Genomic DNA, 26082 nt, shown 5'->3' on the forward strand with positions numbered 1-26082 from the left:
TGGCCGGTTCGTGGGACATCGTATATTCGGTCTACAGGGCAGACAGCATGCTACAACGCAAGCGGCACAACCATAGCGTGTACTGGTACAGGAGACATTTGTCAAGAGGCAAATCGCATTTGACCGTAATTTGACAATGTCACATTTAAGCAAACATCAGGGATTGTCTGAACCAGGATTACACAGATTAAAGGATTTACAGGAAAAGAATATTGCCTTCTTTAGCATAAATCCTGATAATCTCTTAATCCATTAAAATCGTGGTTCAGACATCTGTTAATTGCAGAATTTGTAATGTGACATTGTCAAGGTAAGAGAAAAGAAAGAGAAAGGGGCGGCTCCGCCCCCCTTTAGAACCCCCTGCAAGGGGGCCAGCCCCCTTGACCCCATAAAAGGCTCAACCTTAATTCATTCTTTGAGTCTTCTGCGGAGGGTGCGCAGACCGATTTTGAGGAGTCTGGCTGCCTTTGAGCGGTTGCCGCCGACGGCCTTGAGGGTCTCTGCGATAACGATCTCCTCGACCTGTCGCATGGGGGTGCCCAGGGGGATAAAGATGCCTGAAGCGGTCTTGTCATGGAAGACGGGACGCTCTTTTTCCTCGATGTGCGGCAGCACGTGCTGGGGCAGGATCAGTTTGACATCCGGTGGCAGGAGGATGGCAACACGCGTCATGACATTTCGTAGTTCACGGACATTGCCCTTCCAGGACAGACGCTCGATGAGGTCAATGGTGGCAGCGGACAGGGCAGGATAGGGCGGGGCAAGGTTCATTTCGGTAAATGCCCTGGCAAGGAAAAAGAATGCCAGATAGGCAATGTCTTCGGGGCGCTGACTCAATGGTGGCAGGTGTATGCGCAGGATGTTCAGGCGATAGTACAGGTCATCCCGAAAGACCCCCTCTTCAACGGCCTTTTCAAGCTCCCTGCGGGTTGCCGCAATGATGCGCACGTTAAAGGACACGGGGACGTCCCCCCCGACCCTGTAAAAGCAATTGTCCTCCAGCACCCTCAGCAGCCGCACCTGCAACACCAGAGGCATATCCCCGATCTCATCGAGCAAGAGGGTGCCGCCATCGGCCTCCTCAAACTTCCCCCTGCGCATGCGAAGCGCCCCGGTAAAGGCGCCCTTTTCGTGCCCAAAAAGCTCGTCCTCGATAAGTCCCTCGGGGATTGCCCCACAGTTGACGGCCACAAACGGACCATCCGCCCGCTTGCTCAGGACATGCACGGCACGGGCAACCATCTCCTTACCGGTTCCCGTTTGCCCGGAGATAAGTATCGTCTGATTTGAGGCCGCCATTGCGGGCAGATTCTCAAGCGCCCGATACATGGCCGGTGAGCGAAACCGAAAATAGGGGCGAAGTCTGCTCACGATGGGGTCTACGAGGGTTAGGGCGGTGCTCTTGCCCGGGCTCCTGCCAAGACGCATCTCCACCATCCGGACAAATCGCTCGGGGGCTATATCGCTGTCGAGGTAGTCTTCAACACCGGCGCTGAACACCTCAATGGGTGTCTCCAGGTGATGCCCGCCCATATAGTAGAAAATGCCCGCCGGATTGGTGTTTTTAAAACCCTCCACAAGCGCCCTCCAGTTGGCATGTCCCTGGTGCGCAATGGCAAGGACTACGTCTACGTGTATTGCGGAGACTATACCCAGCGCCTCTTGCACGTTGCAGACCCTGTAGGTCATCCCCCCTGACTGCATAAAATGCCTCTCTATGGCTGCCAGGGAGGCAGGGGCATCATCAACAATGAGCAACGTTATCCCCTCTAAGTCAGGTGCATCTTCTTTAGCGTTCATTGCATCTGCGGATATTCTCTGACGGGTTGGTTCGGAGGACCATGGTGATGGCATCCTCTGTGGGGTCTGCATAGTATCCGTTTCGCACGGAGAGGCGTTTAAATCCAAAGCATTCGTATAATCTCAGGGCAGGTTCGTTTGATCTTCTCACCTCAAGCAGAACCCTTTCGCAGGACAGACCGTGCAATACCTCCAGGGTGTTACCAATTAGCAAGGCGCCCACGTTTTGGCGTCTGAACTTATCATGCACGGCCAGCTTTAAGATATATGCCTCGCCAAACAACGCCTGTGTACATACATAGCCGATAACTTTATCCGCACGGGAGGCAACAAGGCAGATGGCAATGCCACTGTCCAGTTCATACACAAACGACCTCCGGCTCCACGGACTGCTAAATCCCCGCTCTTCTATGCGGAGGACTGCCGCCAGGTCATCCGTTGTCATCCTGCGGATTGTTACATCCATAGCGTTCCTCTGCCTGTGATTTTTTGAGGTAAATGGGGCTTAATTGGTCGATACGACAGACATCCCCGGTCTTTAACCTCTCCAGAGCCAGCAATCCAACGTTTATGGGTGCGACGTAGGCACGGGACAGGATGGCGTTGTCACCCAGGTGACTGCGTATGACATCCCGACAGGAGACAATTGCCCCACCGGTAAAGACGATCTTTCCGGGGGGGAGGCTACCGAAGAGTTCGTTTATACCATAGATATCCGTATCGAGGAGTGTGCAAAGGCGGTCGTTGTCCCACTGAAACACGGTTGCATAGACCTCGCTCTTTCGGGCATCAAGGATGGCACACACGGGATAGGCACAGTAGAGGTGATTGTACGACAGCGCCTCAAAGGTGGGTATCGCCACAACAGGCTTACCGGTTGCAAAGGCAAGCCCCTTTATTGTGCTCATGCCAACCCGCAGCCCTGTAAACGACCCCGGCCCCACGGTCAGCGCAAATGCGTCAATATCACTGACATGCCATCCTGCGGAGCCTAAAAGGAAGTCGATAGAGGGCATAAGTCGCTCCGAAAAGGTCTGTTTCTTACCATGCAGACTGATTACAACCTCACCCGCAAGCCCCCTCTCCGAGTCAACGAGTGCGGCACCCCCCACCTCAGCCGATGTATCGAGCGATAGAATTTTCATAAAGAAAAAAGGCAGGGTTCTGCTAAGTAAGTGAGCATAAGTAGCTATGACAAACAGGAAGGGGTCAAGGGGTCAGCGCCCCCCGGCATAAAAGGGGGCTGGCCCCCTTGCGGGGTGGGGCGGAGGGAGGGGCGGAGGGGGTGAGGCACGATTTTCTCGCAGCGGGGGGCGAGCCGCCCCTGGCTCAATTGTCGCACCCGCCTCTGCCACAAACCGCCTTCCTTATTTCTTAGGGGTGAACTATTGTTATGCATGTTTCTGCTCTCCTGTTTAGCTTGGACTAAGCAGGGCAGGTGGTTGTTGGTCGGGAGTCTTATTTATGTAAAATTGCTGTATAATGCTAAGTATGTTGCTGACAAGCCAGTAGAGGACCAGACCGGAGGGGAAGCTCAGAAACATGAATGTAAAGACAACAGGCATAAACATCATTATTTTGTTTTGCAAGGGGTCCATAGTTGTGGGGGTCATCTTCTGCTGTATAAGCATTGTAATACCCATGATGATGGGCAGGATGTAGTAAGGGTCTTTGGAGGAGAGGTCATGCACCCAGAACATAAACGGTGCCCCTCTTAGCTCAATTGCCACCAACAGCACCTTGTATAGGGCAAAGAACACCGGTATCTGGATCAGGATTGGCAGACAGCCTCCCATTGGGTTGACCTTGTGTTTTTTGTAGAGTTCCATTATTTCTCGTTGCATTTTTTGGGGGTCTTTTTTGTTTCGTTCCCGGAGGTCGTTCATAAGGGGCTGAATTTTTTGCAGTTTTTTCATAGACCTCTGCCCCTTGCTTATCAGCGGTAGAAAGGGGATTCGTATGAGCAGGGTCAGCAGGATGATAGACCAGCCGTAGTTGCCGACAAAGCCGTCAATATACAAGAGCGCCCAGAACAGCGGCCTCGCTATGAACGAAAAGAAACCGAAGTCCACCACGTGCTCAAGGGATACGTTGAGGGTCTTGAGGATGTCAAACTTCTTGGGGCCGGCGTAGAGCAGATACTCGTTGACGGCCTGAGAGCCTTTGATGCCGACAAGCATTTTTTCGTCTTTTTTCCATATCAGCGATTCCACCGGGCGAGTCAGCGGCACTATGGCGCCAACGAAGTACTTGTTTTCAGTGGCGATCCACTTTATGTTACCGGTGTATGGCAGGGCTGCGTCCATTTTCTTGTCCGCATTGATTTCGATCCTGTCCATGTCCTGCAGGATCACCGGGCCGAGGTGTGCGCCGTAGCTGACGGCGCTGTCGTCGTAGAAGTCGCTGCCCAGCGTTATGTAATAGGGGTCAAGACCGTTGACCTCATCCTTGAGGTCTATCTTGTAGCTATTGCCATGAAACGTATATGTTCGCCTGATGTGCCTGTTGTCCTTTGCAAACTCAAAGACCACTGTTTTTGTATCGGTTGCGTTGATTATGCCGCCCTCTGAGGTTGTTGTAAAGCCAAACGGCAGCAACGTGATTGGATTGATGGCGGATGTCGATGCGCCTTGCTCCCTGGTACCAAGTGTCATGGCGGGGACAAGGGCATCGGTCTTAAAGAGGAATATTTCTTTATTGGTACTTTCTTTGTAGTCTTTTAATTTAAGCGACTTGATCACCCCACCCCTTGAAGACAGCACGACCGTGTACAGTTGTGATTGCACAGTGAGTAATTTCTCCTCTTCCGACACCACGGGGGTGGTTGGGGACGTTGACGGAGATGATTGAGTTGTGGGGGTGGTTGTCCCTGCCGCGGTAGTGGGGGAAGGCGTAGCCGGGGAGGGAGTCTTGTCATTTTTGGCGGCCTGTCTCTGAGGGGGAGGCGGCATCTTCTTAATGCGTGGGTTTACATAGATGAACTGAAATACTATCAGCACAAACACCGACAATGCTACTGCAATTAACGCTCTTCTTTCCATATTAAAATGTTTCGCTCTTTCATCGTTTCAATTATTTTAGTTCGCTCTCAACAGGGGGGGTCGTACCCGCCGCTATTAAAGGGATTGCAACGCACGATCCTGTACGCCGCCTTTGCGGAACCCTTTAGGGCTCCAAACTTCTCTATTGCCCCGATGGCATAGGTCGAGCAGCTTGGCTCAAACCGGCAGCTTTGAGGAAACAGCGGGGAGATGAGGTACTTGTAACTTTGTACCATAAGTATCAGTAATCTTTTCATAAATAAGCCCCGCCATCAGTTCTTGCGATATCTCTGCCTGCCTGCAAGTCTGCCAAAGAAGACGGCCACCTCTCTGCACAGGTCAGCGTAAGCGATATCACTTATCCCCTGCCGTGCCACAAAAACCACGTCACATCCATTATTTAGGTTTCCAGAGGACCCTGCCGTTTCTCCTGCCATCGCTGCCAGGTAGCTGATTAGTTCCCTTCTAAATGCTTCACGCAACCGGCGCTTGACCTTGTTACGCACAACGGCGTTGCCTATGCGTTTACTAACGGCCAGTCCAAGCCTCCAGTGGTATGTATCAACGCTCAGATAGCATAGCTTAAAGCTCTTACTGGCCAAGTGCCTGCCAACAGAAAAAACCTTCTTAAACTCATACCCTTTTTTTATACTGCCAAAACCCTGCGTCCCTTTGCCCGTCTCCTTTTAATGATCTTTTGCCCGGCCCTGGTACTCATCCGCTTCAGGAAGCCATGCTTTCGCCTTCTCTTGATCTTGTGCGGATGATACGTTGTATAAGCTCCACCCATATGTCTTCTTTCCTTCTGATTAAGTTTATTTTTACTAAAGAATTATATTATCAGTTATCTTTATATTTTGTCAAGTTTTTTTTGGTTCCTTCTTATTTCATTATGGATAACTCAACTTAAGACTAGCGACAAACGGGAGCGGGTAGTGCAACCTACCGCCTTACCCTTTATATGCTTCCCCTCAAAAACAGCAGATATTAAATGGAACATGTCAAGCCTTACCATAGGCGGGATTGCTAATCCTACCCACTCACTTTGAGAAAGAGCCAGTGATAAATTAGGTTATAGATTATATACGCAGCACTTTTTATGATGCGTCAGCCAACTGTACTTAACAAATTCATCTATGGTATCGTAAAGAATGGACAGAGACATAAGTACGTGGGCATATTAAGATTAGGATTGACAGATGGGGTCAAGGCAGGTGGTGTTGAACTTTTCCCTCATACGTTGCGGCGCTGCTTTGCCACACACCTGGTTGAGGGCGGGGCAGACCTGCGTTTGGTTCATCGGAGGCAACTATGGATAAGTCAACAACACCGCTGATCCTTGTCACCAACGACGATGGTGTAAGTTCACCGGGGATAGTGGCCCTTCATCGGGCTATGAAGGAGATAGCCGAGTCGATCATTGTGGCCCCCGACAGGGAGAGGAGCGCTACCAGTCACTCATTGACCATGCACAGACCACTGCGGGTTAGCGAAGTGGAGCAGGACATCTACTGTGTAAATGGCACCCCTACTGACTGTGTGGCCATTGCGGTTCAGAAGGTGGTAGACAGGCCGGCGGCACTCCTGGTATCGGGCATAAACATGGGGGGCAACCTGGGCGATGACATAACCTACTCCGGCACGGTTTCGGCGGCCATTGAGGGGACGATCATGGGTGTTACATCCTTTGCCATATCGATGGTGGGAAGCGGTGGATATCACTTTGACACAGCCGCCTCTTTTGCCGGCAAACTTGCCCGAATAATCCTTGACAAGGGGCTGCCAAAGGACACGCTCTTAAACGTGAACCTTCCCAATTTGCCGGAGGCCGATATCAAAGGGGTCAAGTTCACCAAGCAGGGCAAGAGGCTCTACATTGGCTCCATCCATGAGACGTTTGACCCCTGGGGACGCAGGCACTACTGGATCGGTGGCGGCACGCCCTCCTGGGAGGACGACATCAACACCGATTACCTGGCCGTGGAATCCGGCTATATCTCCATTACCCCCATACACCTGGACCTGACCAACTACGAGGCGCTGGACTGTCTCAGAAGGCAGTGGAGGGAGGTCTTTGATTAGTACCTCATTTGACGACAGACGCAGGGCCATGGTTGATACCCAGATCATGCCACGCGGGGTAAAGGATGCCCGTGTCCTTGAGGCCATCTCCAGGGTACCGAGACACATGTTTGTCGGAGACGACATCGTTGAACGGGCATACCACGACATGGCCCTGGATATAGGTATGGGGCAGACGATATCTCAGCCCTATATGGTGGCGGTTATGACGGAGCTGCTGGAGCTTAACTCTACACTGAAGGTGCTTGAGATTGGCACCGGCTCGGGGTATCAAAGCGCCATCCTTGCGGAGCTTGCAAGGGAGGTCTGCACGATTGAGCGGATCGACTCCCACACGCAGCGGGCACGGGGCAGATTGCACGACCTGGGATACAGCAACATCAGATTCAGGACGGCAGACGGCACCCTTGGTTGGACCGAGGAGGCGCCCTTTGACCGCATACTGATAACGGCTGCCGCACCGGACATTCCACAGCCGCTTATTGAGCAACTGGCTGATGGCGGCATTGCCCTCGCTCCGGTTGGACAGCGTCATACGCAGCAGTTATTAAAGCTCAAAAAATCAGGTAAAGACTTCACAAAGGAGCTTCATGTATTGTGCGTATTTGTACCGCTTATCGGACAGTACGGCTGGCAGGAGTGAGAGGCGGAACTTCAGGCTTTACGATTGGTTTGTTGCGGTGTTTACCTTGTTGGTTTCCTCGAAGTTGAGAATGTCGAGATACAACCAATCCCTGAAGGCAATCGTGTAGAGTCCTTTCTTGCTTGCATAATTGATGACATGATCATCAATGACTATGCTGCCCAGAAAGGGAATGACTGGCATACCGGAGCACTCGGGGAAGTAGCTTGTCAATCGATTTGCCTTTGCCAGTATATTCTTGACGTCTTCCGTCCTTGGGGTGGCCTTGACCTCTATCATGAAGACCATATCCGGACAGATGAGTAACAGGTCAACCTCGCAGGTATGGCCGTTCTTTCTCTTTTTGGTTCTTGGACGGATATCAACAGGTTCGCAGTTGAAGTATTTTCTAATAACCGGAGCCACACCAGGTGCGATTATATCTTCAACAATAGTGCCTAGTCTATTAGCAACATTGCCTATTGTTTGGTTTAACTCCCTTTGAAAGTCCTTGGACATTTGGCTTAACTGGGCACTTAGCTCAAGTTCTTTTGCCCTCATTTCCCGGTGAAATGCGTCATTTTCTTCCTTGTCCCGTTGGGCTTTTTCGGCATTTTCCCTGTCTCTTTTGGCATTTTCCCTGTCTCTTTCGACATTCAGTCGGTCTCTTTCGAGATTCTGTTGGTCTCTTTCGAGATTCAGACGTTCTCTTTCGGCGTTTTGTCGGTCTCTTTCGAGATTCAGACGTTCTCTTTCGGCGTCTTGCCGGTCTCTTTCGGCATTCTGAGCAGCCAACCCACTTATCGCCGCTCTCAGCTCTTGAGCTATCGAGTTATTCAGTTGGACAGTCTCCTCAAGCAGACGTTCCAATCTGTCAAGCCTTTTCTCTATCAACACTTGCATTCTTATTATCCTTCTTCAACCCTATGCTATCATATTCCTCGGTGGTTTGGCAACAGTTATTTTATTGTATTACATGTAAGTGGTATGCTAATATATGGTATGAATGTAGAGACGGAGATGAAAGAGGCTTACTTATATAACAATTTGCCTGACGGCAGGGTGGAGTGTTTGTTATGTGCCCACAGGTGTGTTATTGCCCAGGGCAGGCGTGGGTTGTGCGGAGTCAGGGAGAATCGCCAGTCAACGCTCTACAGCCTCGTCTACGGCAAGCTCGCCACTGCACACATCGACCCCATCGAAAAAAAACCGCTCTATCACTTTCATCCCGCCTCCAGTACCCTTTCCATCGCCACGGTGGGATGCAACTTCCGATGTCTGCACTGCCAGAACTCCGACCTCTCTCAGTATCCAAGTAGTTTCAGGGAAGACTTCACGATCATCGTAACCGGCAAGTACTCCTCTCCCCAAGACGTGGTTGGTGCCGCACTCAGTACCGGGTGCAAGAGCATATCATACACGTACTCGGAGCCAACGATTTTTTTCGAGTTTGCTCTTGACTGCGCAAAACTGGCCAGGGAGAAGGGGCTTAAAAACGTCTTTGTAAGCAACGGCTTCATGACACCCGAGAGTGCGCAGACTCTGATTCCACATCTCGACGCCAACAACATCGACCTCAAGGGCAACGACGAGTTTTACAGGAAGGTCTGCGGCGGGCGGGTTGAGCCTGTAAAGGACACCATTAGGCAGATGGCAGAGGGGGGCGTATGGGTTGAGGTTACAACGCTGGTGATTCCCGGACACAACGACTCGGAGTCTGTGTTGAAGTCGATAGCGGAGTTCATCGCCTCGGTGAGTTCGTCAATCCCCTGGCACGTAACGAGGTTTCATCCAACCTACAAGATGATGGACAAGCCGTGGACATCCGCCGAAACCCTGGCAACGGCAAGGCAGATTGGCCTGGATGCCGGTTTAAGGTACGTATATCAGGGCAATGCCTACAGCGAAGGAGCCGAGGACACCTGGTGTCCTTCCTGCAAGACGTCCTTGATCAAGAGGCAGGGGTTTTTCGTCAGTGAAGATATCTTACTTAGGGCTGAGGATGGCACCGGTCGCTGCCCGGTGTGTTCCACCAGGATAGACGGCGTCTGGTAGCGGGGCAGGCATTGGCAGGGAGTTTTAGTTGCCTGTTGGAGCCTCCAGTTTTTTTGAGAGCTTCTGCTGCCCCTATACCATAAGCTTTTTAAAGAGGATACGAAATATCTCTTGCTGGAAAAACGGTAAAGAGAATTCCAACTCTTGGTGAGGATACGCAAACAATGCTTGGTGCGTTAGGTGTTAGCCTACCAAACAACGCCTGAAAGATTTATGCCACAAGTAAAATGCAGGCACGAAATTTTTACTGCTTTTTTGCGTATTACCAATATCTTCAACCTTCTATAGCACTCTTTTACCGTGAAAGTTCTGGAACTTCCGTTAAATAGCTATTACTTCTTGATCTCCGAAAGCCTCTCTCTGGCCTTTGTGGCATACTCTGAATCAGGGAACTTTGTTACTATCTCTTCGTACAATTGCCGCGCATGCTCCCGATTATTCTGCTTTTCCTCAAACTGTGCGGTCTCAAACAGTTCCTTGTCCTTCTTGCCCGCACATCCCGGTAGCAACAACACGATCACCACGGCTAATAAAACTACCAACCTCTTCATTTTTATATAACCACCCCCTATAATTTTTATCATCATAACGTATATAATAAGATAACATAAAGTGTAAATAATTTTGTTACCGACAACGAACAATAGAAAGTTATGACAACAGACGATAGAAACATACAGGGCATCGAAGACAACACGATGCGGGTATTGGAGTTTGGCAAAATACTGGAGATGGCCGCTGTATTTGCCGTATCGACAGAGGGCAAGGCCCTGGTGGGGCGCATCAGCCCCCTGGAAGATATCAACGACGTAAGACTCTATATCAAATTCATAAGCCAGTGGCGGGACTTGCTCTCTGAGAGAAAGCAACCGGGTATAGAACCGTTCGATAACCTGACCGAACACTTCGCCATGCTCAAGCCCGAAGATGCCATCTTGGAACCCATACAGTTACGCCAGTTCCTGCCGCTGTTTGACTCGGCCATTAACCTCAGACGTCTGCACACGGAAAAGTCCTGGCCAATGATCCAGTCGATAGTATCTGGGCTGACAACACACCCTAATCTCCGGCGCATCATAGAGACATCCATAGACTTGGATGGACACATCACCGATGAGGCATCACCGGAACTTGCCACCGTCAGAAGGAAGCTCGTCTCGTGTGCCAACAGGGTCAAGGGTATCCTGGAGCGTCTGCTCAAGCGCAAGGAGCTTGCCTCACACATCCAGGACGATTTCATAACCGAACGCAATGGGCGGTGGGTCATCCCGCTGAAAAAGGACTCCCGAGGACAACTCCAGGGCGTGGTGCATGACATCTCAAAGACGGGGGAAACCCTCTTTATCGAACCATACGAAAGTCAACCCCTGGGCAACGAAATAGAGTCCCTCAGGGCAGAGGAAAAAATAGAGGAGTTCAAGGTGCTCAAGCGCCTCTGCACCCTGCTCAGAGACAACCTCTCCGAAATAGAACAGGACTACCTGACGATCATACATATAGATGCCGTTGTTGCCGTGGCAGTCTTTTCCGACTCCATGCGTATGACACCACCGGAGATCAACGAAGAACGCTTTATCAGAATAAACAAGGGCCGCCATCCGGTGCTCTGGAAGCGCCTCAAAAAAACCAACCAGGAGGCAAAACTGGTCCCCCTTGACTTCGTCCTTGGCCAGAAGTACAGTTCGATGCTTATAACCGGTTCCAACGCCGGCGGCAAGACCGTTGCCCTCAAGACCATTGGCGTGTTGCACCTGATGGCCCTGTCGGGGATGCACATACCGGCGGCATCGGGGACAACCATCCCGTTTGTCAGCAAGATATTTGTGGACATCGGCGATGAGCAGTCCATCGAGGACAACCTGTCAACGTTTTCGGGACACATGTATCATATAGCGGACATCCTGCGCAAGAGCGACGCCAACTCCCTCGTCCTGCTCGACGAGCTTGGTTCGGGTACTGACCCCGATGAGGGCGGTTCGCTGGGCAGCGCCATACTCAGGGCACTGACAGAGCGTGGGATGCTGTCTGTAATCACAACCCACCTGGGACTGCTTAAGCTCTTTGCATACACCGAGGAAGATATCACCTTTGGTTCAATGGAGATAGAGGTAGTGCATAATGGTACTGCCACGGTGTTCAGACCCACATACAGCCTGACAATAGGTGAGTTTGGACGCTCACATGCCTTTGAGATAGCCGCCAACTGTGGTCTGCCCCCCGCTCTCATACAGCAGGCCAGGGAATTCATGACCGACTCGGATAGAAAAATGGAGTACCTCATCACAGACCTCAAGAGGATGCTCAAGGAAAATAGAAAGACACTCTCCGATGCAGAGGAGATCAAACAAGATGCCATGAGACTGCGCGACGACCTCGTAGGGGAACTGGACAGAACCCGCAGTGCAAACGAGGAAGCCCTTGCCGATACCTATCGCAAGGCCGAGGAGATACTACAGGGGTTGAAGGCTGAGGCCAAGGAGATACTGTTGTTGCTGCAACACTCCGACACCCAGAGGGTCAAGGGCATGGTCATCAACATCGACAAGCGTATCGCCAAACTGCGGGAGAGTCGCAAGACGCTGCAAAAGGAAAAACACAAGGATATCCAGAAACCTCAGCATGGTCAGCGAGTGCTCCTGCGGGGGTTTGATGTGGAGGGGATCATACTCTCCGTAAATGAGAGAAAGTCGCGTTGCACGGTGCTGATAAATGGCCGGGAGGTGGAGGTGCCCTTTACCGAACTCCTGGAGTGTGAGGGCAAGCCGTTTGGTTCAGAGACGTCGCTTAAGCAGGGCAGGCAAAATGCCCCCGACATAGACAAGTCAATGGATATGCCACGGGAGTTGAACCTGATCGGTCAGCGGGTAGACCCCGCCATGTCAATCCTCGAGCGTTATCTCAACGATGCGGCCATTAACGACCTTGAACGTGTCAAGATCATACACGGGGTGAGCACGGGTCGTCTGGCCGGCGCCGTCAGGGAGTACCTCAAGGACCATCCGCTGGTCAAGGGCTACAGGAAGGGCAACAACGATGAAGGCGGCGAGGCCGTGACAATTGTAACTCTATAGGAGATCAGCAAGATGCCTAAGAAGAGTATTATAAAAGACGGCGAGGGTATCTGGTATCTGGAAAACGCAAGGGCGATACTGAAAAACGCCGATACTGAGGACCACATCTACCTGGATGTAAAGCTGGTGATGGATGCTGCCGAGCGGTTCATCAAAAAAGTAACGGGCAGCCAGTAGAGACAAGGCTTTAGGAGGAAGAAATGGAAGCGGGAGAGACATTACACGGAGCAGGTTATAGTCCGCAAGAGGGGGAAACCCTCTTACGAGTCATAAGCGACACGACCAACGATGCCATAATCATGATGGACGAGGAGTACAACGTTACCTCCTGGAATAAAACAGCTCAAACAACGTTTAATTACACACCACAAGACATACTTGGCAAGAACATGCTTGACACCCTGATAGCAGAGCAGTTTCATCAAACGTTAATAAAGAACCTATGCGCCTTAAGAGACGACGAAACCTGTGGAATTGGAACTCCTTTTTATATAATGGCCTTCGGTAAGGACAGGCAGGAGGTGTTTTGCCGTCTCAACATATCGGCCATCAGGGTTGGCGGCAAGGTACAGACTGTGATGGTCATCCGGGAGACCATAGACTTCAAGCTCAAACAGAACCTTACGACGCTCAGAAAGGTAACGGAGACAATGTCTCTGGGCCTCTGCGTTACCGACATGAATGGTTCGATACTCTATGTGAACCCTGCCATGGCTGCGATACACGGATATAGCGTCAAGGAGTTGAGCGGCAAGGGGGTTACGGATGTCTTTTACGCCTTGTTCATAGTTGCCGCACAGAATAACTTCGTGACAAAAGACATCGAATTAATCAGCAAGAGGAAAGACAAGGTATCCGTTTCCGTGGTATTGAACTCCGATATTGTAAGAAATGACAATGGAGAGCCCATTGCGATCTTTATGACATGTCAGGACATAACCTCATGCAAGAAGCTGGAGGTGGAGGTCTGTACATATAAGGAGACCCTGCAGGATAAGATCAAAGAGCGCAGTCTCCTGTTAAAGACCAATGATGACCTGCAACTGGAGATCGTCAGGAGCAGACAGCATCAGGAGATGTTTGATACAAAGATAAAGGACCTCAACATGCTTCTGAAGGAGGTTCACCACAGGGTAAAGAACAATCTCCAGATTATCAACAGCCTGTTGAGTCTCCAATCGGAGAAGCTCACCGACAAGGACATGCTTGGGATGTTTAAGGACATCCAGAATCGGGTCAGGGCAATGGCCCTGATACACGAAAAGCTGTATCAATCCGCCTGTATGTCGGAGCTTAACTTCTATGAATACATCCAGGACCTGACCTACGAACTAGTAAACTCCTACAGCGACAACACCTACAAGGTGGAGCTGCTGCTTGAGATTGACATCCAGACCATTGACATCGACATAGCGATCCCCTGTGGGCTGGTAATCAACGAGCTTATATCAAATGCCCTGAAGTATGCCTTTCAAAATTCCAAGGCCGGAAAGATACGGATCGTGTTCTACAAGAATGCCGATAGCAAATACGTGCTTATGATCAGCGACGACGGCGTTGGCGTGAAAAATGGCATAGATTTTCGTAACACAAAGTCGTTAGGTCTGCGCCTGGTACATGACCTGATTACGAGAAAGCTCAAAGGTACGCTCGATGTAGACACCGACAATGGCACGAAATACAAAATGGTTTTCTAGTATCCTCTAAAAAACATGGTAAAAGTTTTGTTACTGTAAATATTTCTGTGATGAAGTAGGCACATATTTGGAGTTAAGAATTATGGGGTCAAGGGGACTGGTTCCCTTGCGGGGGGTTCTGAAGGGGGGCGGAGCCGCCCCTTTCTTTCTTTCTTCATACAGAGAACGGTTACCCTATATTATCGTTTTTGCTATATGCGCATTCGTCCTGATAATCTACTGGCAGACCCTGGGACATACCTTTATCTCCTACGATGACGGCCTGCATATAACGGGAAATGATGCCGTAAAAGGCGGCCTTTCCCTCGAGGGCATCAGGTGGGCATTTACGCAGACGCACAACATAAACTGGATGCCCTTGGTCTGGCTCTCCCACATGCTCGATTGTCAGTTGTACGGGACAGACCCCTGGGGACATCACTTAACCAGCGTCCTGCTGCATGTCGTAAATACCGTTGTGTTATTTTTTGCCCTTGTCAGGGTAACCGGTCAGAGGTGGCCTGCGTTGATTGTGACCGGAGTGTTTACCCTGCATCCGTTGGCCGTGGAGTCTGTGGCGTGGGCATCGGAGAGGAAGAATCTGCTGCTTGGGTTCTGGTGGTTTCTGACCGTCTGGGCCTATGGCTGGTATGTGGAGAGTCGCTCGCTAAACAGGTACATTGCCCTGATAGTGGTGGCGTTTTGTGGCTACATGGCCAAGCCAACCTTTGTGGCTATCCCCGTGGCGCTCTTGCTGCTGGATTGGTGGCCGTTAAACCGCCTCCGTTCATACAGAGACTTAGTGGGCATGGTGGCAGAGAAGTTGCCGCTTGTGTTTTTTTCCTTCGTTATAAGCCTCTGGACCTACATCTCTCAGAAAACCGGTGGCTTCACCATGTCCCTGGAGACGCTGGAACTAAAGTACAGGCTATACAACAGCGCAATGTCCTACGTCAGGTACATCGGCAAGCTGTTGTGGCCGTCCGGTCTGGCCGTGTATTATCCATTTCCAAGCGGGTTTGACATGACCTCTGTTGTGTTATCTGCCGTGGTGTTGGTTCTGCTGACGGGATTGGTGTTATGGTTTGGCAGGCGGTTGCCGTATCTGATAACCGGCTGGTTCTGGTTTTTCTGCACCCTGCTGCCAAACATAGGGATCATCCAGTCCGGTGGACAGGCAATGGCTGACAGGTATTCGTATATCTCCTTCATCGGGTTGTACGTGATTATCGCCTGGGGGGCAAGGGATGTCGTCATACGGTGGCCGCAGTGGCGGACTGTTGTTGTCTCCTGCGTGGTTGTTGCATTGATCGCCCTGGTGCCTGTGACATGGCGGGTGGTTGGTTACTGGAAAAACGACCTGACCCTCTTTGGACACGCCGCCGACGTAACGCAGGACAACTATCTGGCACACAACAATTACGGTGTGGCCTTATTTAAGCTGGAGCGCTATGACGAGGCGTTTGTGCAGTTCTCAAGGGCGGTAGCGATACGGTCTGATTACGTCCTGGCGCAGATCAACCTCGGTAACGTCTATCTGATCAGGGCCGACTACGACAAGGCCATAGAACACTACAACCAAGCCTTGAACGTTCAGCCTTCCAATACCACAGCCCGCTATTACATCGGCCTGGCGTATGAAGAAAAGGCAAAGGCAAAGAAAGAAAGGGGCGGCTCCGCCCCCCTTCAGAACCCCCCGCAAGGGGAGGGGCGAGGCGCCCCGGCCACGAAGAAGTCCCCTTGACCCCATAATATTTAATCCTGAGTTTTATATAAAAGCTTTTGACCATGTACTTATAATGTCATGTCAAAACGATAAGTGGTTGGATATGTTTATTCAAGCGTCTTTATTTCCGCTGGACTGAGTCTCCTGAGTTTATCAAGGCCCAGCATCTTCAATATCTTTGCTCCTTCCGGCTCTTTGCCCATCTTTTCGAGGACCGTAAGCAGCGTGTCACTGTCGGACTTGTTTGGTATTAGTATCACGGGAAGCATTATATCACTACTCTGAAGTAATGTGGTTATGGTTTTATAGAGTTCCTGGTTTATGGCCGATAGCTTTTCGAGGCTGTTATCGGTGGTAACGGCATAGTCAACCAGACCAAATCCTAACGACATGAGGGCATCTATATCCTTTGGCACTGTGAGTATGCTGACAGTATCTGATATGTCCTTCTTATTGCCAAGTATCTGGCGCAGGACATTGCGATTATGTTCCTGGGTTCCGGAGGCGGCTAACTTGCCACCCTGGAGCTTGTTAAGCGATCCAACTTTTTTGCTTGCCACCAGTACCAGCTTCTGCACCGCCCTACCATTGGACAGCCCCACCATTACAGGACGCACCTTGGCACTGTCCTTGATCATCAGGTAGTACCAACTGGATACCAGAAAGATGTTGTCATTGTTTTTTTGACCTTGTTGCCCCACGGTTTGGGCATTGACATGGCGCTCAAATGTCTCCTTGTCCTTGAAGGGCTGAAACTGATAGTCACCAAAACGGGAAAGATAGTTGTCAAAGGCACCCTTTAAGGAGCTAAAGCTATCGACGTTAAGCTCGGGGCTGTAAAAATATATAACGGCCCCATTTGCACCAGCAGGGTTGACAAGTAGCAGCATAAGAACCAAACACAAAGACATCAGGAAGAAACAGAGCGGCTCTATGCCCTCCTTGGACCTACCCCACAAGAGGGTACGGCTCCCGTACACCCTTGCTGCAATTGCAGGGAACGGATAGACGTGGTTGCTGACAGTCGCCACAAGCATTATGGGTTCAAGGGGGGCGGGACGGAGCCGTCCCCTTTGTCATTGTCATCGTTTTTATCCACGGGGATTCTTACGATAAAGGTAGTGCCTTTGCCCAGAGTGCTTTGACACTCAATTGTGCCATTGAGCGTCTGATTTACCATGTTGTAGGTTATGTGCAGACCAAGCCCTGTTCCTCCCCCTCCCCTGTTTGTGGTAAAGAAGGGGTCGTATATTTTAGGCATGTTTTCCGGAGCAATGCCCTTGCCATCGTCCGTGAAATTGATGACAATGAAAGTATCATCGCTGTAGATATTTATCAGGATGATTCCCACGGCGTCATCGTCGTAGGCGTGCATGAGGGCATTTATTGTAAAGTTTGTCAGCACCTGAGCGAGCGCCCCGGGATAACTGTCCATTTCGATGTCGGGGGGGCATTTTATCTCCACCTTTATGGAGGTCAATTTGAGCTTGGGGCTTAGGCTCATGATGACGCTTTCGACGTAGTCTTTGACCTTAAACCTCCTTCTTTCGTGTGAGGTCTGGTCGGCGGAGACCATTTTGAAACTCCTTACGAGATCGCTGGTGCGCTGGAGGTTGACAAGGATCAGTTGGCTTGATTCTTCGGCGTTGCTCATATACTGGAAGAGGTCGTCCTTTTTTGCGGTTTTGTTGGCGATATTTGTTGCGATGGTCTTTGTCAGGTACTGTAGTTGCGATGCGGCACTTACGGCGATACCAACGGGGGTGTTTATCTCATGTGCAACGCCAGCAACAAGTTGCCCTAATGATGCCATCTTTTCGGCCTGCACCAGTTTTTCCTGACTCCGCTTGAGCTCTTCATAGGCCTGATTGAGTTTTTCGTTGACCTCGAGTACCTCACGTTGCTGGCGGTCGCTGATCTTTGTAATCCTGTCAAGGCGATGGGCTGTTTTTTCATAATACTTCAACAATTTTGCCACGACCTCCTTTACCTCGGGGGGACTGGTATCGTCTTTGGTAATTTCTTCGGCCTTGCGGATTAGCTTGTCTTTGTCTGCCATGACGCTGTATATTATGTTACAACCAGATTAAAACGCAAGGATTCGAAATCCTCCTTGAAATCCATGCCTGATTCCTCTGCACTTTCGTTTTCCTTGTCATGTATCCAGTTTATCTCTATCTCATGCCCGCTGTCCTGTGCCTCCTCCAACAGGTCGAACATGTCGTACAGGAGTTTGGAACTGCTGCTGTTAAAATAGGTTATCGTGAGGTTAAATACCGTCTTTGTAGTTGGTGGCTGCTCAAAGTATGACTTCAACCAGGCCATCACGGGACCGTAGAAGTCAAATGTGTTTTCAGGATAGGACTTTCCGTTGATCTCCATAACAGCCCTGCCGACATCAAACGATATTCGTGGAGAGACCTTGGTGGCCTCTATGTACAGGTTATCCATAAGATTTATTTTACCTCCCATAATTCTGCCTTTATCGAAAAAAAGGCTTCCGTTTCACTAATGTCATCTATACGGTACTGAAGTGGAGCAGAGGCCTTACGCTGCATTTCGATAAAGCCAAGGCCGGCCCCCTTACTGTGTGCATCTTGTCCGGATTTACGCAGTGTGCGATAGTACTCTTTGAGTGCTCCGCTGTCCATGGCGATAATCTTTCCCACCTTATCGTGTATCCTGGCCTTATCGCTTGCCAGTATGGTATTGCCACTGGCAACGAAATACCTGTTCTCCTTCTTGTCGTATCCTACCAGGATGATCCCTGAGTCCTTATAAACACTGCTGATGTAATCGCCTCTGTCTGTAACGTAGGTTATGAGATTCTGGGCCATCTCTATAAATATAGAGAAGACATTGTTAACAAGTTTGTTGTTTATCTCAAGTTTTTCGAGACTCTCTCCAACGGCCTCGGCAACGCCGGCTATGATCGAATGAGACAGTATCCCGCTGAGACTGACTATTATACCTTCTTCATCAAACTGTTGCTTTATAAATCGGATTTTGTCTATCATGTTATCCTCATATCGTAAGTCCAACTATGGTTATATCATCGTTGCGGTCAGATTGCCCCTGATAAGAACAGAGCTGGTCTAAGAGCACCTCCCTTTGCTCTGACATTGGTCTATGCCAGTTGTTTTCAACTATTGAGACAAAGCGTTTTTTGCCAAAAGGCAGGTCCTTATCGCCACCGTTTTGGTCGAGGTAGCCATCGGTAGTGATGTAGAAGCTGTCGCCCCGGGCAATATTAAGCTCGATATCGCGATAGATATAGTCTGGATTGGAGTTCTTGTACCCTACGCTTTGTCTGTCTCCCTTGATAATATCGACATGCCCCTGCTTGCACACAAAGAGAGGGACGTTGGCCCCTGCATAGCGTACGATGCCGTCTTTGCGATTGAGGTACAACACGCCACCATCAAAACCAACATTGCTCTGTCGGTATCGCTCTTTAACGTCACCGGGGTTTTCAAATATGTCCTGTTTTAGCAGATCACGGATATATTTGTTAAGCATGGAGAGTATCTGCCCGGGGGCAATGCCGTTATCCCTGGACAGTATCGTGTCTACTACGTTAGACCAGATGGTTCTTACCAGCATCGTGACAAAGGCCCCTGGCACACCATGCCCCGTACAGTCTATCACGGAGACGATACACTCGTCCTGTTCACTAAGCTGGTCGATTATGTAGATGTCACCTCCAACGACGTCCTTGGGTTGCCAGATGACGAGGTGTTGGCTAAAGTATGCGGCAATGGAGGAGTCCTCCGGCAGTAAGGAGTTTTGTATCATGGAGGCGTACTCGATAGAGTCCGTGATCTTTTTGTGTGCTATCTCAAGGCGATTGCGTTCGTTTTGGAGGCGTTCGTTGATTTCGTGGAGTTCCCGTGTACGTTTTTCTACCCGGCCTTCGAGTGTCCTGCTGTATTGTTCAAGCTGTTCGTGTGACAACCTCAGGTTATGGGTCATTTCGACAAAGGTGCGGGCAAGGATGCCAACCTCGTCCTTTGCCTGGAATCGCCCTTTAGGGTTACCGAGGCCGGCAGTTATCCGGTCTGCCGCCGAAAAATCCCCTTTTGCTATATCCTCTGCCGTTTTGGTAAGGTTGATCAGTGGATCCGTAATAGCGCCGGAGGTGAGCCACACAATAATTGCACTTACCACAATGAATATAATGGCTCCTACAACTGATCGTATGATCATGCCATGCGTCTTGACTTTAATAGTATTCTGCGTATCTTTACTCAGTTGGTTAAGCCTCTTGTTTGAATAACCTATGCGCAGAACTCCCCAGGGCTGGGATGCAAAGTCCACAGGAACGATAAGCTCCATATACTCGTGCTCGTTCTTTGTAAACTCGTGAATGGTTTTATTATGTTGGGTAATGGCAAAGATGTCCTCTGCTTCAGTGAGCCTGGTCTGACTCAGTTCAGGCTTTAATGTATGAATAAGCGCCGTTGAGTTGTTGTCCATCAATATGATATATGCCGGTTCACCGCTCTCTTTCCCCGCCTTGACGGCCTTGTCTATTTGGTTGATTATGCCGGATATGTTAAATGTAACCAGTGCCTCCTCAATCACAGTCTTAAGGCTGGAGGCAAGGTCATTAGCCCTCTCTTTCATAGCCCCCTTCATGGTTGCAATGTATGTATTGATTTCGTTTTGCAGGGCTGCTTCCTGGGCGGATATGTGGATGACAGTCATGATTGCCACAACGCTTACGACAATACCTATGGCAACGGCCAGAAATTTCCACCTTATGCTGTGATAAAACAATCCCATGAGCATCAAACACGCTTTAGCATTGTTGTCTTGGGTTGCTATGACACATCGTTGCCCCATAGTTGATTTCGGTTAACCTTAATAGTGGGGACATTATGCGCAATCCCTGTCACAGAGAATTCGTACATGCTGGTGCTGCGCAGCAGTGGAGTCGATGGAGTGGAACCGTCACCCTTTACAACGGTGTGGACGATAGGGGTATTTGCCTTCTTGCCTCGTTTTGTCACTATTGCTATATCATTGTTCTTGAGCATCACAAACGAACCGGGAGGATAAAAACCAAGGTTCTCCATAAAGGCATTTGCCACATTCACATCGAACTTTTGCTCCTTGTTGATAACGATATCCCTTATGGCAACTGCCGGGGAGAGTCGGCGGCGATAGTTACGGCCCGTTATCTGCGCACAGTACAGGTCAGCCGCATAGATAATGCGGGCAGCCCCACACACATCTTCCCCCGTAAGTCCTTTGGGATAACCTTTACCGTCTATGGCTTCATGGTGCTGCAGGACGGCATTCAACCACAGGGTATCAGTAACATTGTTTCTTTTCAAGAATTCCATGGCCTCCACAGGATGACCTTGAATCTCTGATCGCTGTTTATCAGTCAAAGGGGTTTTTTGGTGATACAGCATCTCCTGCAGCTCTATTATGGTAATATTCATCGTAATGGCCGCCGAGAGCAATGATAAACGATCCTGTGCAGACCACCCGAGTTTCCTGGCTACAACCTCACACACTATCGCCGTGTGCAATGGATGTTTGATCGTGTATCTTGTATTTTGCCTTATCAGTAATGTGCCCAAGGCAATGTCCTCATCTATTGAGCATGTATGCATCAGCTTCTCAGCCAGGAAGCGAACCTCTGACTGGACGTCCACTTGTTTACCTATATGCTTGAACAAATTTTCGGCCCTTGCATAGACAATGTCGCTCTCTTCAAAGATTACACTGCCGACTTTGGTGTCACTCGCCTCCACAGATGCCTTGCTGTTATCAGTAAAGGTAAAAAACGCATGGATATGTTCAGATTTGATTACGTCAGGAGTTGGTTTTGGCTTAACCTTCTCCGTCTCAGCATTTGTGGGATCTTCTATGGTGGGCTCTTCTATAGCTTTTTCTGTCGCCTTTTCGTATTGTTCAATTTGCTCGTGTGATGCTTTCATGTTACGGGTCATCTCTACAAAGTTGCGGGCAAGGAGGCCAATCTCGTCGTTTGAGCTGGTGCTTATCTGCTCTGCCGCTGAGAAATCGCCTTTTGATATTGCCTCCACCATTTTGGTAAGATTGGTCAGGGGGGCTACAAGTTTGCCGGAGAAGATCAACGCAATAACAAGGCTTATAATAACGGATACAATGGCTACGACAATGGACTGTACGATCAGCTCCCGTGTTTTGATGTTAATAGCATTTTGTGTGTCTTGTATCATTTGGTTAAGTCTCTTGCTTGAATACCCGATGCGCAAAACTCCCCAGGGGTTGGATGCATACTGCACGGCAACGATAAGCTCCATATATTCATTTCCATTTTTTGCAAACTCATTAATGGTTCTTTTATGCTGGGCGATGGCAAAGGCATCCTCCGGTTCGGTGAGCTTGGTATAACGCAATTGAGGGCTTAAGGTATGAATAAGAGCGGTTGAGTCATTGTCCATCAGTATGATATATGCCGGCTCACCGGTGTCTTTACCCGCCTCGACATACTTTTCCATTTGCTTGGTTAAGCCGGAGATGCCGCCGGTAACCAGCGCCTCTTCAATCATGGTATCCAGGGCATCAGCAAGGTCATTTGCCCTGTCTTTCATGGCCTCTTTTATGGTTACGCTTTGCATGTGGAGTTCGTCTTTCAGGGTTGCCGCATGGGTGAATATGTTGATGGCAGTAAAGATTGCCACAACGCTTACAACAAGCCCCTCAGCAACAGCCAGAAACTTCCACCTCATGCTTTGATTAGACAAGCCCATAAGCACCATAATAAAAGAATCGGGAACCCTCCCGCAATATATACAATTTAGTATTCACAAAGCCTGCACTATCCCTGTCCGGACAGCCCTCCCCCGTATCTTCTTTATATTTCATGGTAGCACAAGAAAGAAAGGGGCGGCTCCGCCCCCCTTCAGAACCCCCTGCAAGGGGACCAGTCCCCTTGACCCCGTAAATGGCTGGTTTGATATGAACAGTGCATCTTAATTTTACCATGCTTTTTTAAGAGGAGACTCTCCCCCGTATTTTAATACCAGCATTGTGATGTCGTCAAACTGAGGGGCATCTCCAATGAATGTTTGCAGGGCATCCACGATGCGCCCTACCAGGTGATTTGCGCTGTCGTTGCCGCCGTTGCTTAACAGACGCTCCAGAGCGGGGGCGTCAAATGGTTGTTGGTTTGCATCTATAGCGTCAGTGATACCGTCGGTGTATATAAAGATACCGTCGCCCTTTTTGAGGGATATTGTGTTTTTGGTGAATGTGAAATCGTCCACAATGCCCAGTGGAATATCGGCATTGATCTTCATTTCCTTGGGTTTGTCGGAGGCGTAGAGCAGATATGGGGGATTGTGTCCGGCATTGCTGAAGGTCACCTCTCCCGTGCAGACGTCTATGATTGCGAGGAAGAATGTCACGAACATGCCGGAATTCTGTGCGCAAAGCTCCTTGTTGAGCGCCCCGAGGATCTCATCAGGCGACGTATATAGCGTGGCAAAGGCCCTGAGTGTGGTCTTGGCCGCAGACATTATGAGGGCGGCATGTACGCCCTTGTCCGACACATCGCCGATGGCAAAGCAGAGATGAGTGTCATCCATCGGGAAGAAGTCGTAGAGGTCCCCGCCGACCTCCCGTGCCGGTTGCAGAAACGCAAAGAGATCGATTCCGTATCTGTCCTTTACGCAGGAGAAGTTCGTAGGCAGCATGTTCATCTGTATGTCACGGGAGAGCTTCAGGGATTGCTCCAGCTTATGTTCCCTGACGCTGCTGAAGTACATCGAGGCATGGGTGCAGAATATGTCGATCATCTTTCTGTCCCACTGGCTGATGGCGTTGCGGTTTTCTATCAACAACATGTTGCTGACCTCGTCGCCGGTCTTTAGGCATGTAATCAGTGGTGGGGCAACTGTAAGGAGAGAGTCGTTGGAATCGGCATTGATGTCGGTTTTTTTTGCTGTCGTTGGTGCAGATGCAGCCTCAAAGGCTCTCTTGAGCATCGCAAGGGTGTCGGTGCTGACGAGTTCGGCAACCCTCTTGCCTTTGGCCTGCTCATACACACCGGCGCCGCTTATGACCGTTAGATTGTCTATCTTGTTGTCGGTGAGGATGAGCGAGTATGCGTCGCCCGCCGTGTTTGTATCCAGGGTCAGGATCGAGTTTAGTTGTACCAGCACCTCTGAAAAAAAGCTGTCTATGAGTTTTACGTCAAAGAGTGACTTTGATGACTCTATCAGTTTTTCCAGGGCGCGCAGATTGCCGTCTATGGTCATGATATCTCGGTATGACCTTATGGCTGCCACCGTGGAGGTGATTAACTTCTGTCTTTGGAGTTCGTTTTTTTCCTTATAATCATTTATATCGTAATTCACTATGATGGATTCTTCCGGGGCCAATCCCGGTTGACCTGTGCGCAGGACTATCCTGACGAACCTGTTCTTTAGCGTTTCCCTTATGTATTTGACGACGTCAAGTCCGGCGTGGTCGTTTTCCATAACCACGTCCAGGAATATCAGGGCGGTGTCAGGGTGTTTGGTGATCTCATGGATTGCCTCCCTGCCCGTATATGCGCTGATGAACTCCAACCCTCTGTTTTCTATAGTAAACGACTTCAGTATCATCAGCGTCACCTCGTGTACCCCCGGCTCGTCATCAACGATCATTACCTTCCACCTGGCACTGGCGCCGGTTAACGGTGCATCTTGCCCGTTGCTACTGTCCTGAAACAGGTCGTCCAACTCATCAGACATGGCACAAACCTCCTTGCCACAATTTGGTTCAGGTTAGCATATCAAGCATCACGTTGTCAATGGAGCGAATTCTACGGGTGCATAAATTCTTCATCAGACCTCACTGCGCCTCTGCATGAGGAGTTTATTGCAGCTCCTTCAACGCTGTCTCCTCGGAGTCGTAAACATTAAAGAGGGTGTTGTAAAAGCCGGTTAGTTTAAATATTCGCTCTATGCGTTCGTTCATGGCAACGAAGATGATTTTTCCCCCTTGCTCCTGGAGCTTTTTGGCCAGTGTGACAAAGCTGTTAAGTCCAGCGCTTGATATAAACACCAGGCCACTTACGTTAATTATAAAATGCAGCTCGCCATTGGCAATACACGTTTCTATTATACCAGTGAACTCTCGTGCGGTAGAGCTGTCGAGTCTGCCGTTAATTGCTATAATCGTTATGTTGCCGTTCTTACGGGTCAGGATTTCCATGCCGTCTCCATGTTTTATTGCTGTTTTAACTTAGTTTTTTGGTTAACGTCAGCACCCCAATGCCGTTTTTGTGTTCGTAACGCATCTCATCCATTACCTGTCTTATAAAGTAGATTCCCATGCCACCGGGTTTTCTGTCTGTAAGATTAGCGGTAAGGTTCGGGGCAGGCACGGAGTCATAGTCAAACGGGCGTCCGTTATCTCTGATGGTGATTACAAGTTTGTTGTCAGTGACGGCAACACCAAGGTTCAGCCACGCTTGTTCCGGGGTATCATAGGCATATTTGATAATATTTGTGCATGCCTCCTCAACGGCCAATGTTGAGTCAAACCCAACGTCTTCACTCAGACCAAGTGATTGGGCCGACACTGCAATGAAGTCCACGATTGCAGGTATATTTTCAAGTCCGCCTGTTACGGTTAGTTTGAAGTGTATTGGGGGTGGCAGCTTTTTCATGGTCATCACCCTGATGGCATCAACCTGTGGAGCGTCTTGCGGAAACTCATTTACGTGGTGTCAGGTATGGCCGTAACGAGGCATTTGGAGGGTAACATTCGGGTCATATCCAGGGCCACAGCCGCATGTCCGCATAGTGTTTCAAGCAGGCACTCATCCTCTGACTTATTACTCATAGCTATTGTCCTTTTTTTTCTTTTATCCGTCTGTTATACCTGACAGGGTATAATGTTGCTCTAAAATGGACGGTAGGGGATTCGAACCCCCGACCCCCACGTTGCGAACGTGATGCTCTCCCAACTGAGCTAACCGCCCTTAAGTGACCGCCCACGGAATCATGTAACCGACACTCTT

Annotated in this window: 27 protein-coding genes and 1 tRNA gene; 8 read left to right on the forward strand and 20 right to left on the reverse strand. The window is 49.8% G+C overall.

Annotated features, from left to right (window positions below; translation table 11 throughout):
* Positions 1–408 precede the first annotated feature (408 nt).
* From HWQ67_RS00300 to rpmH, 7 genes are all read right to left on the reverse strand, one after another.
* The gene (locus tag HWQ67_RS00300) at positions 409–1800 is read right to left on the reverse strand and encodes a sigma-54 dependent transcriptional regulator (RefSeq protein WP_218250635.1); all 1392 of its coding nucleotides are present in this window, start codon (positions 1798–1800) and stop codon (positions 409–411) included.
* Positions 1790–2266, reverse strand: a complete 477-nt coding sequence (gene rimI / locus HWQ67_RS00305) for a ribosomal protein S18-alanine N-acetyltransferase (RefSeq protein WP_218250636.1) — start codon at positions 2264–2266, stop codon at positions 1790–1792. Before rimI ends, HWQ67_RS00300 begins: the two co-directional genes overlap by 11 nt.
* A complete protein-coding gene (gene tsaB, locus HWQ67_RS00310) occupies positions 2232–2945 on the reverse strand; it encodes a tRNA (adenosine(37)-N6)-threonylcarbamoyltransferase complex dimerization subunit type 1 TsaB (RefSeq protein ID WP_218250637.1) in 714 nt (237 codons plus the stop codon). Before tsaB ends, rimI begins: the two co-directional genes overlap by 35 nt.
* A 270-nt stretch (positions 2946–3215) precedes the next feature.
* Positions 3216–4841, reverse strand: a complete 1626-nt coding sequence (yidC, locus tag HWQ67_RS00315; RefSeq protein WP_218250638.1) for a membrane protein insertase YidC — start codon at positions 4839–4841, stop codon at positions 3216–3218.
* A gap of 47 nt (positions 4842–4888) precedes the next feature.
* Positions 4889–5098, reverse strand: coding sequence for a membrane protein insertion efficiency factor YidD (yidD, locus tag HWQ67_RS00320; protein WP_218250639.1), 210 nt, complete (start codon positions 5096–5098; stop codon positions 4889–4891).
* A gap of 15 nt (positions 5099–5113) precedes the next feature.
* Positions 5114–5443: a ribonuclease P protein component gene (gene rnpA, locus HWQ67_RS00325; protein ID WP_255317048.1), complete on the reverse strand. Its 330-nt coding sequence runs from the start codon at positions 5441–5443 to the stop codon at positions 5114–5116.
* Between the two features lie 44 nt (positions 5444–5487).
* Positions 5488–5631 (reverse strand): 50S ribosomal protein L34, encoded by a 144-nt coding sequence (gene rpmH, locus HWQ67_RS00330; protein WP_218250640.1) that lies wholly within the window; start codon positions 5629–5631, stop codon positions 5488–5490.
* A gap of 309 nt (positions 5632–5940) precedes the next feature.
* Between rpmH and HWQ67_RS00335 the strand changes: the two genes are divergently transcribed.
* From HWQ67_RS00335 to HWQ67_RS00345, 3 genes are read left to right on the forward strand one after another with little or no spacing between them, the layout of a single operon-like run.
* Positions 5941–6177, forward strand: coding sequence for a hypothetical protein (locus HWQ67_RS00335; protein WP_218250641.1), 237 nt, complete (start codon positions 5941–5943; stop codon positions 6175–6177).
* Positions 6153–6923 carry a 5'/3'-nucleotidase SurE gene (gene surE, locus HWQ67_RS00340; protein WP_218250642.1) on the forward strand — a complete coding sequence of 257 codons (771 nt, stop codon included), beginning with the start codon at positions 6153–6155 and terminating at the stop codon, positions 6921–6923. Before HWQ67_RS00335 ends, surE begins: the two co-directional genes overlap by 25 nt.
* Complete coding sequence (locus HWQ67_RS00345) at positions 6919–7566, forward strand: protein-L-isoaspartate(D-aspartate) O-methyltransferase (RefSeq protein WP_425340688.1); 648 nt, start codon at positions 6919–6921, stop codon at positions 7564–7566. The genes surE and HWQ67_RS00345 overlap by 5 nt, the downstream gene beginning before the upstream one ends.
* Positions 7567–7584: 18 nt before the next feature.
* Here the strand turns inward: HWQ67_RS00345 and HWQ67_RS00350 are convergent, their stop codons facing one another.
* Positions 7585–8448 carry a hypothetical protein gene (locus HWQ67_RS00350; protein ID WP_218250643.1) on the reverse strand — a complete coding sequence of 288 codons (864 nt, stop codon included), beginning with the start codon at positions 8446–8448 and terminating at the stop codon, positions 7585–7587.
* 99 nt (positions 8449–8547) lie between these two features.
* On the opposite strand from HWQ67_RS00350, the gene amrS reads away from it, so the two are divergent.
* Entirely contained in the window at positions 8548–9600 is a 1053-nt protein-coding gene (gene amrS, locus HWQ67_RS00355; protein WP_218250644.1) for an AmmeMemoRadiSam system radical SAM enzyme, read from the forward strand.
* 332 nt (positions 9601–9932) lie between these two features.
* Here amrS and HWQ67_RS00360 read toward each other — a convergent pair whose 3' ends face one another.
* Positions 9933–10151 carry a tetratricopeptide repeat protein gene (locus tag HWQ67_RS00360; protein WP_218250645.1) on the reverse strand — a complete coding sequence of 73 codons (219 nt, stop codon included), beginning with the start codon at positions 10149–10151 and terminating at the stop codon, positions 9933–9935.
* 102 nt (positions 10152–10253) lie between these two features.
* On the opposite strand from HWQ67_RS00360, the gene HWQ67_RS00365 reads away from it, so the two are divergent.
* From HWQ67_RS00365 to HWQ67_RS00380, 4 genes are all read left to right on the forward strand, one after another.
* On the forward strand, positions 10254–12671 hold the full coding sequence (locus HWQ67_RS00365) for an endonuclease MutS2 (protein ID WP_218250646.1): 2418 nt from the start codon (positions 10254–10256) through the stop codon (positions 12669–12671).
* 12 nt (positions 12672–12683) lie between these two features.
* Positions 12684–12848 (forward strand): hypothetical protein, encoded by a 165-nt coding sequence (locus HWQ67_RS00370; RefSeq protein ID WP_218250647.1) that lies wholly within the window; start codon positions 12684–12686, stop codon positions 12846–12848.
* 23 nt (positions 12849–12871) lie between these two features.
* On the forward strand, positions 12872–14368 hold the full coding sequence (locus HWQ67_RS00375; RefSeq protein ID WP_218250648.1) for a PAS domain-containing sensor histidine kinase: 1497 nt from the start codon (positions 12872–12874) through the stop codon (positions 14366–14368).
* Between the two features lie 67 nt (positions 14369–14435).
* Entirely contained in the window at positions 14436–16091 is a 1656-nt protein-coding gene (locus HWQ67_RS00380) for a tetratricopeptide repeat protein (protein ID WP_218250649.1), read from the forward strand.
* 89 nt (positions 16092–16180) lie between these two features.
* On the opposite strand, the gene HWQ67_RS00385 is transcribed toward HWQ67_RS00380, so the two are convergent.
* The 11 genes from HWQ67_RS00385 to HWQ67_RS00430 form a co-directional block, all read right to left on the reverse strand.
* On the reverse strand, positions 16181–17110 hold the full coding sequence (locus HWQ67_RS00385; RefSeq protein WP_218250650.1) for a PhnD/SsuA/transferrin family substrate-binding protein: 930 nt from the start codon (positions 17108–17110) through the stop codon (positions 16181–16183).
* Positions 17110–18132: a sensor histidine kinase gene (locus tag HWQ67_RS00390; protein ID WP_218250651.1), complete on the reverse strand. Its 1023-nt coding sequence runs from the start codon at positions 18130–18132 to the stop codon at positions 17110–17112. The genes HWQ67_RS00385 and HWQ67_RS00390 overlap by 1 nt, the downstream gene beginning before the upstream one ends.
* 11 nt (positions 18133–18143) lie before the next feature.
* Complete coding sequence (locus HWQ67_RS00395; protein WP_218250652.1) at positions 18144–18524, reverse strand: DUF1987 domain-containing protein; 381 nt, start codon at positions 18522–18524, stop codon at positions 18144–18146.
* 5 nt (positions 18525–18529) lie between these two features.
* Complete coding sequence (locus HWQ67_RS00400) at positions 18530–19090, reverse strand: SiaB family protein kinase (RefSeq protein ID WP_218250653.1); 561 nt, start codon at positions 19088–19090, stop codon at positions 18530–18532.
* A 7-nt stretch (positions 19091–19097) separates the two neighbouring features.
* The gene (locus tag HWQ67_RS00405) at positions 19098–20918 is read right to left on the reverse strand and encodes a SpoIIE family protein phosphatase (RefSeq protein ID WP_218250654.1); all 1821 of its coding nucleotides are present in this window, start codon (positions 20916–20918) and stop codon (positions 19098–19100) included.
* Positions 20897–22801, reverse strand: a complete 1905-nt coding sequence (locus HWQ67_RS00410) for an HD domain-containing phosphohydrolase (protein WP_218250655.1) — start codon at positions 22799–22801, stop codon at positions 20897–20899. Before HWQ67_RS00410 ends, HWQ67_RS00405 begins: the two co-directional genes overlap by 22 nt.
* A 249-nt stretch (positions 22802–23050) precedes the next feature.
* Positions 23051–24808: a SpoIIE family protein phosphatase gene (locus HWQ67_RS00415; RefSeq protein ID WP_218250656.1), complete on the reverse strand. Its 1758-nt coding sequence runs from the start codon at positions 24806–24808 to the stop codon at positions 23051–23053.
* 124 nt (positions 24809–24932) lie between these two features.
* Positions 24933–25271, reverse strand: a complete 339-nt coding sequence (locus tag HWQ67_RS00420) for an STAS domain-containing protein (protein WP_218250657.1) — start codon at positions 25269–25271, stop codon at positions 24933–24935.
* A 25-nt stretch (positions 25272–25296) separates the two neighbouring features.
* Positions 25297–25728, reverse strand: coding sequence for an ATP-binding protein (locus HWQ67_RS00425; protein ID WP_218250658.1), 432 nt, complete (start codon positions 25726–25728; stop codon positions 25297–25299).
* Positions 25729–25778: 50 nt separating this feature from the next.
* Positions 25779–25904, reverse strand: coding sequence for a hypothetical protein (locus HWQ67_RS19740; protein ID WP_255317050.1), 126 nt, complete (start codon positions 25902–25904; stop codon positions 25779–25781).
* Positions 25905–25970: 66 nt separating this feature from the next.
* Positions 25971–26043, reverse strand: a tRNA-Ala gene (locus tag HWQ67_RS00430).
* Positions 26044–26082: the final 39 nt, after the last annotated feature.

The organism is Candidatus Magnetobacterium casense (assembly GCF_019173545.1).
GTDB lineage: Bacteria > Nitrospirota > Thermodesulfovibrionia > Thermodesulfovibrionales > Magnetobacteriaceae > Magnetobacterium > Magnetobacterium cryptolimnobacter.